The 14,107-nt window shown below is 63.5% G+C and carries 15 protein-coding genes; 14 read left to right on the top strand and 1 reads right to left on the bottom strand.

Annotated features, from left to right (window positions below; translation table 11 throughout):
• Positions 1 to 2: 2 nt before the first annotated feature.
• From fliG to JJ896_12445, 5 genes are all read left to right on the top strand, one after another.
• Entirely contained in the window at positions 3 to 1,013 is a 1,011-nt protein-coding gene (gene fliG / locus JJ896_12465; GenBank protein ID MBO6780459.1) for a flagellar motor switch protein FliG, read from the top strand.
• Positions 1,014 to 1,016: 3 nt separating this feature from the next.
• Positions 1,017 to 1,784 (top strand): hypothetical protein, encoded by a 768-nt coding sequence (locus tag JJ896_12460; GenBank protein MBO6780458.1) that lies wholly within the window; start codon positions 1,017 to 1,019, stop codon positions 1,782 to 1,784.
• Complete coding sequence (locus JJ896_12455; protein MBO6780457.1) at positions 1,784 to 3,094, top strand: FliI/YscN family ATPase; 1,311 nt, start codon at positions 1,784 to 1,786, stop codon at positions 3,092 to 3,094. Before JJ896_12460 ends, JJ896_12455 begins: the two co-directional genes overlap by 1 nt.
• An 83-nt stretch (positions 3,095 to 3,177) precedes the next feature.
• The gene (locus JJ896_12450; protein ID MBO6780456.1) at positions 3,178 to 3,639 is read left to right on the top strand and encodes a flagellar FliJ family protein; all 462 of its coding nucleotides are present in this window, start codon (positions 3,178 to 3,180) and stop codon (positions 3,637 to 3,639) included.
• The gene (locus JJ896_12445; GenBank protein MBO6780455.1) at positions 3,630 to 4,193 is read left to right on the top strand and encodes a hypothetical protein; all 564 of its coding nucleotides are present in this window, start codon (positions 3,630 to 3,632) and stop codon (positions 4,191 to 4,193) included. Before JJ896_12450 ends, JJ896_12445 begins: the two co-directional genes overlap by 10 nt.
• A 1,654-nt stretch (positions 4,194 to 5,847) precedes the next feature.
• On the opposite strand, the gene JJ896_12440 is transcribed toward JJ896_12445, so the two are convergent.
• Positions 5,848 to 6,510, bottom strand: coding sequence for a hypothetical protein (locus JJ896_12440; GenBank protein ID MBO6780454.1), 663 nt, complete (start codon positions 6,508 to 6,510; stop codon positions 5,848 to 5,850).
• On the opposite strand from JJ896_12440, the gene JJ896_12435 reads away from it, so the two are divergent.
• The 9 genes from JJ896_12435 to fliN all read left to right on the top strand — a co-directional run bounded on the left by JJ896_12435 (position 6,467) and on the right by fliN (position 14,092).
• Positions 6,467 to 7,588 carry a hypothetical protein gene (locus tag JJ896_12435; GenBank protein MBO6780453.1) on the top strand — a complete coding sequence of 374 codons (1,122 nt, stop codon included), beginning with the start codon at positions 6,467 to 6,469 and terminating at the stop codon, positions 7,586 to 7,588. The two genes, JJ896_12440 and JJ896_12435, sit on opposite strands and share 44 nt — an antisense overlap.
• A gap of 11 nt (positions 7,589 to 7,599) precedes the next feature.
• Positions 7,600 to 8,289: a hypothetical protein gene (locus tag JJ896_12430; protein ID MBO6780452.1), complete on the top strand. Its 690-nt coding sequence runs from the start codon at positions 7,600 to 7,602 to the stop codon at positions 8,287 to 8,289.
• Between the two features lie 42 nt (positions 8,290 to 8,331).
• Positions 8,332 to 9,555 (top strand): flagellar hook protein FlgE, encoded by a 1,224-nt coding sequence (locus JJ896_12425; protein MBO6780451.1) that lies wholly within the window; start codon positions 8,332 to 8,334, stop codon positions 9,553 to 9,555.
• 143 nt (positions 9,556 to 9,698) lie between these two features.
• Positions 9,699 to 9,998, top strand: coding sequence for a hypothetical protein (locus tag JJ896_12420; protein MBO6780450.1), 300 nt, complete (start codon positions 9,699 to 9,701; stop codon positions 9,996 to 9,998).
• Between the two features lie 60 nt (positions 9,999 to 10,058).
• Positions 10,059 to 10,847, top strand: a complete 789-nt coding sequence (locus JJ896_12415) for a MotA/TolQ/ExbB proton channel family protein (GenBank protein MBO6780449.1) — start codon at positions 10,059 to 10,061, stop codon at positions 10,845 to 10,847.
• Positions 10,848 to 10,858: 11 nt separating this feature from the next.
• A complete protein-coding gene (locus tag JJ896_12410) occupies positions 10,859 to 11,668 on the top strand; it encodes a flagellar motor protein MotB (GenBank protein ID MBO6780448.1) in 810 nt (269 codons plus the stop codon).
• Positions 11,584 to 12,120, top strand: coding sequence for a flagellar basal body-associated FliL family protein (locus JJ896_12405; protein MBO6780447.1), 537 nt, complete (start codon positions 11,584 to 11,586; stop codon positions 12,118 to 12,120). The genes JJ896_12410 and JJ896_12405 overlap by 85 nt, the downstream gene beginning before the upstream one ends.
• Positions 12,121 to 12,123: 3 nt before the next feature.
• The gene (fliM, locus tag JJ896_12400; GenBank protein ID MBO6780446.1) at positions 12,124 to 13,101 is read left to right on the top strand and encodes a flagellar motor switch protein FliM; all 978 of its coding nucleotides are present in this window, start codon (positions 12,124 to 12,126) and stop codon (positions 13,099 to 13,101) included.
• A complete protein-coding gene (fliN, locus tag JJ896_12395; protein ID MBO6780445.1) occupies positions 13,094 to 14,092 on the top strand; it encodes a flagellar motor switch protein FliN in 999 nt (332 codons plus the stop codon). Before fliM ends, fliN begins: the two co-directional genes overlap by 8 nt.
• Positions 14,093 to 14,107 lie beyond the last annotated feature (15 nt).

The raw sequence follows: 14,107 nt of genomic DNA, 5'->3' as shown, positions 1-14,107 counted from the left end.
TGATGGACAAAGCAGCACATCTGGACGGACTGACCAAGTCAGCCGTGTTCCTCGTTTCTCTGGGCGTCGATACGGCCTCCCAGGTCCTGGCCCAACTGGAGGAGAAGGAGGTCGAGAAACTCTCAATCGCCATTTCCTACCTCAAAGGCGTGCCCGCCGACACCGTGCGAGCCGTCTTCCAGGAGTATCTGGACCTGGGCGAGCATACGCGCATCATCGGCACCGGCGGCGCGGCGTTCGCGCGCCAGGCCGTGGCCTCTGCGCTGGGCGACGAGCAGGCGGAAGCCATGCTCTCCAAGATGGAGAAGTCATCGGGCGGCTCGGCCTTCCAGATGCTCAACAAAATTGAGAACTCGCAGCTGGCCGGGTTCCTGCAGTCGGAGCACCCGCAGACGGCTGCCCTCATTCTGTCCCACGTCTCCGCCCGCAAGTCGGCGGAAGTCGTGGCACTGCTGCCGGACGAACAGCGCGAAGAGGTGGTCTTTCGCCTCGCCACCATGGGAAAAACGTCACCGGCTCTGATGAACGAGATCGAGGGCGTGCTGCGAGAGCAGGTCGGCTCCGTTCTCGGCGCAGAGTTGAGCACCTCTGGCGGCGTTGAACTCGTGGCCGAGATACTGAACTACTCCGCCCGTGCCACGGAACGCTCCATCATGGACGGCATCTCCGAGCGCGATCCGATACTCGCCGGCGGCATCAAGGCGCTCATGTTCACCTTCGACGACCTCATCAAGGTCAGCGGGCGCGACCTGCAGAAGCTGCTTTCCCAGATTGATCAGCGAGACCTCATTCTGGCGCTGAAGGGCTCCCAGGATGAGCTCAAGAACAAGCTCATGGGCAACGTCTCCGAGCGCGCCGCACAGGCAATCACCGAGGAGCTTGAGTTGCTCGGACCGGTGAAGCTCTCGGAGATCGAGGAAGCACAGCGCCGCATCATCGAAGAGGCCCAGAATATGGAGGAGCGGGAAGAGATCTCGCTCGGTCGCGAATCCGCCGACGAGCTGGTTCTCTGATCCATGGCGAGAATACCTGCCGCAGAGATCGTGAGCGAAAGCACCGCATCGGGAGGGGGCAATGCCTCCCGCAAGGTTCTCAAGTCCCGCTTGCTCCACCACCAGGGCGACGTAATCCTGGTCAACCCGACCACAGCTCCGCTGGTTGAAACGGAGCGGAGCGCCCCTCCGACAGTCGACCGGGCGCCGGTGCGACCCGGAACCGAGCAGGTGCAGGAAGCGCTGGCCGCGGCCGAAAAGAACTTCGAACGCCGGCTGGCCGGCGAAATCGCGAAGGCCCAACAAATCGGTTACGAGCGCGGCCTTGCCGAGGGCCAGGCTGCTGGTGCAGCTGAGCGTGGCGACAGGGAGGCCTTCCTGCGCGCCATCGCAGAAGGCTTTGACCGCGCCTGGGAGACCATGGCCTCGAATTCCGAGCCGCTGCTGGCAGAACTCTCGGCCCGAATGACCGAGGCCATCCTGGAATGTCCGCTACCGGAGTCGGTACGCAACCTGTCGACCGCAGCGCTGAGTGACGCCATCGAGGGACTCGGAGAAACGCGATCGGTGACCGTGACCGTGCATCCCGCAGACTACATGATGCTCGAAGAAAGCGGCATTCTCGGCCCGCTCTCCCAGAACCACCCGAATCTCAACTGGCGCACGGACGCCAAACTGGACCGCGGAGACTGGGAGGCCCGAACGGATGCTGCGGTCGTGCGCCGGGTGGCCCGTGAATTGCTTTCGGACCTGCGAGATCGCCTGGGCCACCTGGACGAGGACAACGCCTGATGTCATACCTCGCTTCCTGCATCGAGCGCATCGCCGCCGAACCCGTTCAGCCCGCTTCCTACGGCCGCATTTCTTCGGTCGTGGGCATGCTGATCGAGGCGTCACACCTGAACGCCGCGCTCGGCGATCTCTGTGAGATCTACGACGCCCCCGCCAGCACTCCTCGCATGACTGCAGAGGTGGTCGGCCTTCGGGGCGCCACCTCCCTCCTGCTCCCGCTTGGCCGGTCGGCTGGACTCGAGGCCGGCCATCTGGTGCGGCGCAGCTCGAACCCGTTGAGTGTGCAGGTCGGTGAATCCCTGCTGGGTCGCATCGTCGACAGCAACGGACGCCCGATCGACGATCGCGGGCCGATCCTTGCCACGGATGCGCAGCTGGTCCACGCCGACCCTCCTCCGGCCCTCAAGCGGCACATGGTTACCGAGCGCATGCGTACCGGCGTGCGGTCCATCGACGCGTTTACCACGCTTGGTCGCGGACAGCGTGTCGGCATCTTCGCCGGATCAGGCGTGGGCAAGAGTACGCTCCTGGGCATGATCGCCCGCCAGGCCGAAGCCGACGTGAACGTCATTGCCCTCATCGGCGAGCGCTCCCGCGAGGTCCAGGAATTCATCGTGGACAACCTCGGTGAAGAAGGACTTCACAAGTCCGTCGTGGTCGCCGTGACCGGTGACCAGGCCGCCATGAGCCGCGTGAAAGGCGCGTTCGTGGCCACAGCCATCGCCGAGTACTTCCGGGACCGCGGCAAGAATGTGCTGCTCATGATGGACTCGGTGACCCGGGTAGCCATGGCGCAGCGGGAAATCGGCCTTGCCGTCGGCGAGCCCCCGACTACGAGGGGCTACACACCCAGCGTCTTCACCATTCTCCCCCAGCTCCTGGAACGGGCCGGTCCCGGGACACATGGCAGCATAACAGGCATTTTCACCGTGCTCGTGGACGGTGACGACATGAATGACCCGGTGGCCGATGCGGCCCGCGGCATTCTGGACGGCCACATCGTGCTTTCGCGCAAACTCGCGCACGCCAATCACTTCCCCGCGATCGACGTGCTGCAAAGCGTCAGTCGTGTAATGACACGGGTCTCGGACAAGGGTTCAATCGCCTCCGCCAGCAACGCCCGTTCACTGCTCGCCTCATACCGCGAGGTGGAAGACCTGATTCGTGTAGGCGCCTACGTCGAGGGTTCAGATGCGCGGGCTGACCGGGCCATCAAAGCCAACGAAGGCCTGCGCGCATTTCTGACCCAAGGCACCTCAGAAGTCCTGAATGAAGATGCTCACCAGACCCTCAATCGCCTGATGCAGTAGCGCTCCAGCGGCTGTTTGGCCGGGAGTTTGTTCGTCTTCAGAAAACCCCCATATCGCCCGAAAGTCCGGGAAAAACACAGAAAATGACGGGAAAGAAGTTCCAGTTCAGATTGGAAGCCGTGCTGAAGCTGCGGCGCCTCGAGGCCGAGCGCGCACGCGTGCGACTGGCCGACGCGCTGCGCCAGGTAGTTGGCTCCAGGCAGGCTCTGGCGGCCGCAGAACAGGAACTCAATGCGCTCCTTACCCGCGCCGCCACCGGCAACGGTGTGCACGACTTGCGCCGTTTTTCCGATATGCGATCGAATGCCATCGACCGCGTGGAACAGGCTCGCAAGCTGGTTGCGGAACTCGAGGCCGGCGAGCTCGCTGCCCGTCACGAACTGGCTGCCAGGATGCGGGACCAGCAGGCGCTGGAAGACCTGCGAGAACGGCAGCACGAGCAATTCCTGGACGGGGTGCGCAAACGGGATCAAGAGACCCTTGATGAACTGGGCGTGATCGGCTTTGGCCGGCGGCCCGCACCGAACCTGCTTCCATGCGAATAATCCTGCTCATCGCACTGGCCATTCTGGCCTTCGGCGGCTCCTTTGTCGGCGTGTACATGTCCATCGAACCGACGGAAGAGCCGGCGGAACTGATCGTACCGGACAGCCTCGACGTGGGGGCCCTGACGGACTCCCTGAACCGCGACGCCTGGGGTGCCAGCCTCGAAGCCCAGTCCCAGATCACCTCGAAACTCGTCGATTCGCTGGCGATCGCCAAGGGGGAGCTGCTTGCCGCCATTTCCCGGGCAGACGACCTGCAAATCGAGGTGGACCGTCTGAAGGAGCTGCTTCGCAACAAGACTTCCCGCGAGGAAATCGCCGCAGCGATGGCCTCCACTCTGCCCAAGCTGGATACCGCTGAGTTGTCGCCCATCCTGGAGGGCCTCGACGACACCAGCCTGGACGACCTCTACAACGCCGCATCCTCCCGCAACCGCACCACCATCCTGCAGGCTCTCAAGCCCGACCGGGCATCGGCCCTTGTGGAGCGCTTTATCGCAGGCCCTGGTCAGACGCCGGTTGCCACCCCATCTCAGCCAGATTCAACTCAGTGACGCAAACGTCCATCACAGTCCTCTTCTCAGCACCGACGGCCACGGCCGGCACACAGCCCGATGTTTCCGGCTCCGGCCCGGACGATTCCGGAGGATCGCCGGGCGATTTCGCAGGCCTGCTTGCCCGTGCCGGCGGCTCACCGGCACCTTCGCCGGCACGCGTCGGCGCTCCGGAGCTCGCGAGTGACCCTCAGACACCCGCGACGACCTCGCGGGGAACGGTGGACGATGGGACCTTTGCTTTTGAAAGCGATCGGCGACCCGTTCCCCGGGATATCGCCGGTATCGGCGAATCTTCCGCGCACTCAAATGCCGCGAAGACCCGAACCACGGGTTCGGAGATCTCCGTGGAGCCTGCTACCGAACACAGGCACCGTGCAGGGCGGTTCTCCCGTCCGGTACCGACAGCGAGCATTCCGCAGCCAGGCTCCGGTGTCTCCCAGGTACACGTCCCGTCGGGAGAGCCCGCTTCGCAGGAAGCGCCGGAGACCGCACACTGTTCGACGGGAGCGCCACACTTTGAGATCCAGCCGGCTCCGGTAACCGGCGCGCCGGTGGCAAGCGCTGAAACCAGCGAGGTCGCACGCACTGCCATCGGAGCGGCAACCAGCCAGGTTCCAATCACGAACCCCTCCGACACTTCCGAGACCGATAGCCTCCCTGGCCAGCGATTCGAAACGGCGACTCGCCCTGGGCCCCCGGACGCACCGGCGGCTTCGCTTCAGGGACCTGAGGCGGTGCAGAGCGTGGATGCTGCCCAGCCTGCCCCTGCGATCGGCCAGGACCACCCACTCGTACCCAAGGACCAGTCTTTCGCGCAGTCGGGTACAGCCACCTCAGTTGCGACTCCCGCCGACCCGGAACCGACCGGCGCGGCGGCGTCACGCATCGGAAAGGACACGGCGGCCCTTCCGATCCACCGACACTCGTCGGCCCCGGAGCGCCGGTCGTTCCAGCAAGACACGCCGAAGTCCGCGGCCACCGTACCGACCGTGGAAGAGGCAGACTCCGAGCACGGGCAGGGCCGGGGTTCAGCGTCCGGTGACGCCATCGGGACGACCTCCCAGGAATGGACCTCAACCCGGCATCCCGACTCGGCCTATCCTGCGCAGTCGTCGCAGGGGAAGACGCAGTCCGGGGTTGAAACCTCCTCAACGGCCGATGGCAAACGATTCGAGTGGGTTGCCGCGGAGGCTCCCATCCTGTCCGGCAGCCCGGTAGCTCCGGAAACCGGAGCTCAGCCCGGGGAGAAGGTCGCGAGCGGGATTCTCTCTTCGATCGATGATGTTGCCCTGCCGAGGGCACACACAAAAACTTCGGCCGCACCCGGCGAGCCTGCCTCCCCCACGAGACTGACGACCCGGGGCTCCGCCGAAACGCCCGAACAAAGCTCCGCGCCTTCGACGGGCTCGGACAACGGTAAACCCACAGGTACCCCGGCGCCGCCGGCGGGCACAGGGCAAGCCGCTCGCGCGGAAAACCCGTCCATCGGAATCACGGGCCGCGCGGAAGCTGTCGCCGCCAACAGCTCGGTCAGGACGGAGACCTCCACTCCAATATCCTCAACGAGCCCCAATCACACGACGAGATCCGTCCCGAGCGCGCATACTCGGGATCTGACGTCGCTCGGCAAGCAGGCGCCCCCGGCAGCCGGTCACGCCGCCGCACAAGGTTCTGATGCGACCGTGTCCGGCCCTGGCACGACCGCCAATTCGCTGCCGGCAACCGAATCCGGCACCCCGGACGCAATCCCTCGGGTAGTGTCCGCCACACCCGATCGACTGCGTCCGGCCGCAGCCACCACCCTTTCGACGCCCGCCTCGCCACCGGAATCCGTGCGTCCCGCGACGGGTTCGGCAAGCGACGGCACCGCCCGGACCTCCCCGACATCGATCCGGACTGAGGGCTCCGGTGCGAACCCGGCCCCTGCCGCCAGCCCGCAGGAGCTTCCTCGGGAGTCGAAGGACGTAGAGGCTGGAGCCGGCACGCCACCGGCACGAAATGGCTCCACGGTGCGCGAGACAGCTAACTCGACCAGTACCACGACTTCGAGGGGCACTGTCCCCCGACAGGTTTCCGGTTCGGCGACCAGCGCGTTCTCGACCACACTCTCGGCTCCGGTCGCGGCAACGTCCACGCGGGAGACGGCAAGCGTCAACGCGACGGCCGATAAAGCCACCACGGTCCAGGCTGCACACTCGACAGAGACGTCGCGTCCCGCGCGAGCGGTCGCTCCCCCGAGCGCACCGGTGCCCCGACCAGTGACCGTCACATTGGCTGCGAACGCCGACGTCTCGAGCGAGGCCGAAGCTTTCATAACGCCCACGGCGCCGGAACCCGAGAGCCTTGAGGAACTGGTCGCAGAGCCCATCGCCCGTCACACGCTGGACAGTGACGCGGAGCCCGTGCAGGTGCGATCCGCATCGCACAGGGGCCGCAGTCTGCTCACCTTCGGCCGCGATTCCGCACGGCCGACGTTCAACATTCGCTCGTTTTACGAGTCGCAGGGCGCAACGCCCCCGACCACGACCGTTGCCGCGGCCCCGGAAAGCGATCCCGGCGTGACCCGACTGCCGGCGACGCCGGATGTCGCCGGCGCACTGCCCGGTTCGCTCGATACAATGCCCGAGACAACCGTGCGACAGGAATCATCCGAGCGTGGGCAGGCCGAAGCTTCGCGCACGGACGCAAGCCCGGCAGCCACGTCGAATTCCGGATTCCAGGGTGGCTCCGAGGGCTCCGATCGTCAGGATCGGGGATTCCGGCTTTCGGACACAGCCGCGGCCTCACCGCAGCGCACCGCGTCCGCACAGGCGGACCCCATTTTTGAGATGCCCCCGGTCGATGCGGCGATCGAGCCCGAGATCGACCCCGCCGCCCTGCTCGATCATCACCTTATCGACATTATGGATGAGTGGTTCGGGGAGGAGACCTCGATGCTCACCCAGAAGCCGCAGGGCCCCCGCGGGCGCATGACGGTGGCCAATGCCTGGCTACGGGCCATGCGCTCGAGCATGGAGGCAACCGCGCCGCAATCAGGCAATGAGTGGAAGGAAGTCACCATCGAACTGGAGGATGGTCTCGGATCAGTGAACATCCGCGCCCGCCGTGAGGCAGAGCAGCTCTCCGTCCAGATTCTCGCCTCTGACCTGAACACCTCTTCCCGCCTTTCGGCCGCTACCGACCGGCTGCAGGACCAGCTCCGGGACCGGTACGGCGCAGATGTGGACCTCAGCTTTGGATCCGAATCCCAGACCGACCAGAGTTCGGGACGTCGCGAGACCGAAGGTGCCTCGAACCGCAATCAATCCACTGCCACCTCTGACGCCGGTACCGAGGGCGATGAACCCGATTCGTCGGGTCGCCGCGGTGCCGACAACGTCTGGGTAGGCTGACGCGAACCATTATGTCCATCGATCCTCTCGGCATCACACCCATCGACCTTCGGGGCAACCCAAGGGAGACGCCTTCTTCCGAGTCGGCAGCCATGGGCCGCGACGAATTCCTGAAACTGCTCGTCACCCAGCTGAGCAATCAGGACCCGATGAATCCGCTGGAAGGACAGGAGTTTGCAGCGCAGCTGGCCCAGTTCACCAGCGTCGAACAGCTGATCAATATTGAAGGAACGCTGGCCGCCCAGGGTGAAGCCAACGCGATGCTGGCCACCAGCATGAACAACGGTGTGGCCGCGGGCCTCATCGGCCAGACTGTCGAGGCCCCCGGCTCCCAGGTAAACTGGGATGGAGAGACGGCATCCACGACCGAGTTCGAACTCGCCGGTCCTGCCTCCTCCGTGCAGATCGAGATCCGCGACAGCACGGGCTTCCTGCTGCGCACGGTAGATCTCGGCGCACAAGGCTCGGGCGAGCAGTCGTTCCAGTGGGACGGACTGGACGACCACGGCAACCGTGTTGCCGAAGGGGCCTACAGCACGAGCATCGTCGCCAAGGACAGCAGCGGCGAACCCGTTCCAACCGAATCCACGGTCCGCGGCAAAGTGTCGCGGGTCACCTTCTCACCCGAGGGAGTCATGCTCTGGATCGGCAAGATGCCGGTCAGTATGGCTGCCGTCAGATCCGTCGGAGACGGCAGCTGACTCGGAATTCAAACTGACAACCTAAACCGCCAATAGACCGCCATGATCTCCTCACTCCGTACCGGTGTCTCTGGTCTGAAGACACACCAGACCAAGATGGACGTCACCGGTAACAACATTGCCAACGTGAATACGATCGGCTTTAAACGCAGCCGTACGGCATTCACCGATGTCCTCGGACAGCGCATGCTCGGTACGAACCGGAGCTCGCGTGGCGCCGCAGTCAACACCTCCTTTGTGGGCTTTGGTGTTGCGGTCTCGTCCATCGACCGCAACTGGAACCAGGGCGCCCTGGAAAACACAAACTACGCCACTGACCTCGCGCTCAACGGCGACGGCTTTTTCATCGTATCCAACGGCGAGCGCGAAATGCTGACCAGAAACGGTCGCTTCGAGTTCAACGAAGACGGTCTGCTGGTGAACAAGGCCGGCCTCACCGTGCAGGGTTTCCAGATTGATGCCAACGGAAATGTCGACCAGTCCGCGCTGGTGGATCTCTCCATCAACTGGGCCTCGTCGAGTAACGCGAGCGCCACGCAGGAAGTCATGACCGGTGGCAACCTGTCTGCCGACGCAGCCGTGGGCGATCAGGTGAACATCTCGACGGTCATCTACGATGATCAGGGTACGGCACACACTGCGCTGATCACGTACGAGAAGACTGCAGACGACACGTGGAGCTATGACATCAGCTACGGCGGCAGCCTGACGCCGGCGGCCTTCGCCTCCACCACCGGAACCCTCGACTTTGACACCGACGGTGAGCTGATTTCCAATACGCCGATTGACGTCACCTGGGATTCCGAGTACACGGACTCGAATACGACTTTCCAGATCAACATCGAGAACATCACCCAGAACTCCGGCAACGACACAGCCATCGTTCGCTCGCAGGACGGCTACCAGTCCGGCAAGCTGGTCGGCTACAGCATCGCTCCGGACGGCATGATGTCCCTCAACTACTCCAACGGTGAGGCAGAGAACATCTACCAGCTGGCTGTCGCTTCGGTGAACAACCCGAACGGCCTGGACAATGTGGGCGATGGCCTCTACGGCACGACGGCCGCATCCGGTAACATGATCACCGGTCGCGCCGGCAACGAGGTCGAGACCGGCGTCGTGGCAGGTGCACTTGAGATGTCCAACGTGGACCTCGCGACGGAATTCACCGACATGATCGTTGCCCAGCGCGGCTACCAGGCCGGCGCCAGGGTCATCACTACGTCGGACGAGATCCTTCAGGAAACCGTCAACCTGAAACGGTAATACCCGACGCTCCTGAATTGAGGGTCCCGCGGCTTCCGCGGGACCCTTTTTTTGTGGCTATTTGCCCTGAAGAACCGTGTTTTTTGCTTATCGGGAGTGGGGTTCGGCCGATACCGAAGGCATCAAGGAAACCCCGCGGATCGATGCACGGAAACAAACTCTATCTGGCCCTCCACAAGACCGGCGAGGCGTTTCACGTGCTGCTCGACGCGGTTCAGGAGGTCATCCGGCTGAAGGGTCCCTTCGCCTCGATCGATACCTCCTGCCCCACCGTGCGCCTTCGAGGCCGCACGGTACGCCTGCTCGCCCCGGCCCACGACGTGGACACGTTGATCGTTTTCGAGCGTGAGCAGGGTCTCGTGGCGCTTCCCGTGCGGTATGCAGGACCGCAGCCGCTCGACGGCTCCCGTGAATTGCCCTCCAAGCATCTGCAGGCCTCTTAATCCTCGCGCCCGGGCGCCGATAACAGGCAGAGATACGCTCGCCTTCCCCCCTTCCGCCCCATGGAGAAGTCAACACCAATAGGTCTTGTTGCCGGATTCGTCCTGATCTTCGGCACCATCATGATGGGCCAGGGGTGGACCACGTTCTTCGACGTGCCGTCCATGATCATGGTGATCGGCGGCACCATTTGCGGTTTGCTTGTGGCAACGAGCATGGAGGACATGAAAGTCTCCATCAACGGGCTGAAAGGCATGTTCGGCTATCAGGCGCCAAACCTGGCGGAGTTGGTCGGCCAGTTTGGTGACCTCGCCCGCACCGCGCGCCGCGAAGGCTTGCTGGCATTGGACCGGGCTCTCGAGGACGTCGAAGACGAGTTCATGGAGTTCGGCCTCGAAATGGCCGTCGACGGTGTCGAGGAAGAGGAAATCGAGGAACTGATGATCGGCAAGGTGCGCACGGAGATGGCGGATCGCACGACCACCGTCAAGTTTCTCAACAACGCCGGCACCTTCTGCCCGGCGTTCGGCATGGTCGGTACGCTCATCGGGCTCATCCAGATGATGCAGAACCTGTCCGACCCTGCCGCGATCGGTGCCGGCATGGCCGTGGCCATGATCACCACTTTCTACGGCGCTTTCCTTTCCAACCTGCTGTTTCTGCCGGCAGCCCAGAAGGCCAAGGCGCAGCTTGCCGAGGTTACCCTGGCGCGCGAAATCGTACAGGCCGGCGTGCTGGGCATCGTTCGCGGTGAGAGCCCGAGCATGATCGAGAAGCGCCTCAACCTCTTCCTCAAGGATGGAGCAGAGGCCGCAGAAGAGGGAGACGCTGCCATGAAGAAGGCGGCCTGATTCGCTGAGCCGTGGCGAAGAAGCAAAAGAATACCCCGCCCCCTGAGGAGGACGACGATCCGTCAGCTCCATTTTGGATGACCACGTTTTCGGACATGGCCACCCTGCTGCTGACCTTCTTCATCATGATCGTGTCCATGTCCACGGTCGAGGTCGAGAAGTTCAAAGAGGCCCTGTCCTATTTCCAGGGTCGCACCAGTTTCCTGCTTGAGGACGCCGTGCTCCCCCCGGTCACCCAGCAGGTCATCGCCAAGGAGTCCGCAGGCGCCGACAATCCTGAACAAAGGGACCATGCCGAGCGCTTTGAGCAACTCCTGCAGTACCTCGAAGAATCGGGTCTTGAAGACAAGGTGCGGGTGAACCTCACCGAAGAAGGCCTTCACGTGGTCATCGTGGACTCCATCATGTTTGCCTCCGGTCGGGCAGAGCTGCTGCCGGAGGCGCTGGACGTGTTGGACCGCGTTGCCGGCGTGCTTGCCCAGAGCGCACAGGCCGTGGTCGTGGAGGGCCATACGGACGATCGTCCCATCGCTACCAATCGTTACCCCACCAACTGGGAGTTGTCGGGAGCCCGGGCCTTTTCTGTGGTCCGATTCCTGCTAGGACAACCATCGGCACTGAGCCCCTCGGCATACGTCGGGATCGGCCATGGGGAGTTTCTCCCCGTGGAATCCAACGAGACCGCCGCCGGAAGGGCCAAAAACCGCCGAGTCGAAATACTTTTCAGTTGGGAACCATGGCAGAGCAGCAGCAGCCCGCCGACGGAGATGTCGGAGCTGAAGGAAAGCCTTCCAAGGGAGGCGGCAAGACCTTCCTTGTAACGATCATTGCGGTCATTCTGGTAGCCGTTGGAGCAGGCGCCGCGGCCGCCTATCTGTTCTTTCCGCAGGTCACGGCCATGATCGATGGCACGGAGCAGACCGCGGAGGACATTGCTGAAGAAGAAGCGGCCGAGCCGGTCGAGTACGGCGAGTTCACGGAGTTGCAGGGACTGATGGTCAACCCAGCCGAATCCAACGGGCGTCGCGCCCTGATGGTTAGTGTCGGTCTGGAGGGCCAGGATGCTGACGCCCTGGAGGCGGTCGGCCTTCGCGAGATCGTAATCCGCGATCGCATTCTCAGCATTCTCAGCTCACTGACCGTCGATCAGCTTACCGACTACGCACTGCGCGACAGCATCAAGACCAGAATGCTGCTCGACATCAACTCGGTGCTTGCGCAGGACGAGGTCGCGCTGAGTCGCCTGTACTTCACCGGATTCATTGTCCAGTAAGCGATGGACATCTCAGCAGACGAGATTGCCATGATTGCCAATGCGGAGGCTCCCCGGCACCGCAAGCGGGCGCGCGCCTACAACTTCCGCAAGCCGCGACTGCTGTCCCAGGACCAGCTGCGACTGCTGAATCACGTGCACTCCAGCTTTGCGCGAGACATCTCCGTCTATCTCTCGGCCCAGCTGCGCTCCATCGTCGAGATGAGTCTGGTGACCGTCGAGCAGGTGCACTACTCGGAGTACGTCGAAAGTACGCAGGCCCCCTCTGCCCTGTACGTGATGGAATCCGAGGGGCAGGCCACGCGCATGATTCTGGAGTACGATCCGCGCCTGGTGCTGTACACGGTCGAAAAGCTGTTTGGGGGCCACGGTTCTTTCCAGGCCGAACCCCGCGAAATTTCCCAGATCGAACAGCGGGTGATGGCCCGCGTGGTCGAGCGGACCTACCGGGGTCTGGAAGCGGCCTGGGAACCCATTTTCCCGCTCCACCTCTCCACCTCATCGTTTGAGACCGACGCCGAGTTCGTGCAGGTCATTCCGGGCACCGAGCCCGCGGTGGTAGCCAGCTTTGAGGTGGGTCTGGGTGAACACCGAGCCGTCCTCAGGATCTGCTACCCCTACATCGTGATCGAGCGCATGCTCGGCCGAGCCGGTATCCGGCAGATGCTCTCGCGTCAGACCGAGCCCGTGGATCCGGACGTGAAGCAGGCTTACGAGGACACGCTTCGCAAGACCGAGGTCGAGGTCAAAGCCGAACTCGGCCGCACGCACCTTTCCATTCAGGACATTCTGGATCTCTCCGAAGGTGACGTGGTCGCCCTCGATCGAAAGATCTCCGAGCCCATCCATGTGGTGGTGGGCAACATCCCTCAGTTCCGTGCCATGGTCGGCCGCGCCGGCACCCGGAAGGCACTCCGGGTTCTGGAAGTGATCGAGAACGCCAAGGACGACACCGACGAACAAGACGAATCCCATGAATAGCGAAATGCTCTCACAGGCTGGCGAGGCCGCGAAAGCACTCCTGTCGACCATGCTGGGCGATTCGGCCCCGCTCAAGTTTTCGACGCTGCAGGCTGCGGTGGAAGACGAGTTGCGGGACGACGTGCGCTCCCTGCTGGGCGTCTACCCGACCAGTGGCTCGTTCGGTGTCCTGCTGGACCCCGAGTGGCTGCCTCTGATCGCAGGCCTCAAGCTGGGCGTGCAGACGCGGGTGGGTGATGAGGACTATGAAGACATCAGCCTGGAGCTGGCCGGCCTTTTTGTGGCAGCGGTTCAGTCGCACTTCTCGTCGGTAGGTGTCGATCTGAATCCGCCCGAATTGCTGATCAAGGCCCCCGGTAACGCGCTGGATCAGGTCGTCTTTCAGAAGACAACCAACAAGCTCCCCTTCTTCATGGAGTGGGAAGGTGCCATCCTGCACGGCTTCGTGCTGGTCGATTCTGTCGCGGTTGAGAGTACCGACGAGCCTGCCGATACCTATCTCAGCGAACAACCAGAGAGCGAGATTGTGATGGAGAAGTCCGGTTCAGCAGGGAACGAAGACTTTGCGGCAGGCCTGCCCCCGAGTGCCGTCGGAAGCGCGCCCGCGTCTGCGGGCGGTGGACCAAGCCCGGACGCGTCGGATACGCTTCCTCCCGGAGCGAACGCTGGCGGCGTACGCATTCAATCCGCTGGATTCCCGGACCTCGGTCCCGAGACCATCAGTGCTCAGGGACAGGCCCGGCTGGGACTGCTCGCCGGAGTCGAGTTGGAGGTGACCGTGGAACTCGGCAGAAGGCGCATGCCCCTGGCCGACATCCTCCGTCTTACCAGCGGGAGTGTGCTAGAACTCGACAAACTGGTCGGCGAACCGCTTCAGGTGTTCGCCAACAACCGGCTCATCGCCGAGGGCGAAGCTGTGGTAATCGACGAACAGTTCGGAGTGCGCATCACGGCGCTGGCTGCCCGAGCAACCGACAAGCTGTTGCGCTGAGTTGACTCACGCGAG

The sequence above is a fragment of the Rhodothermales bacterium genome (assembly GCA_017643395.1).
In the GTDB taxonomy this organism is placed as follows: Bacteria; Bacteroidota; Rhodothermia; order Rhodothermales; family UBA10348; genus JABDJZ01.
The sequence above is the reverse complement of the archived record's forward strand: the minus strand, read 5'-3'. Positions and strand labels throughout refer to the sequence as shown.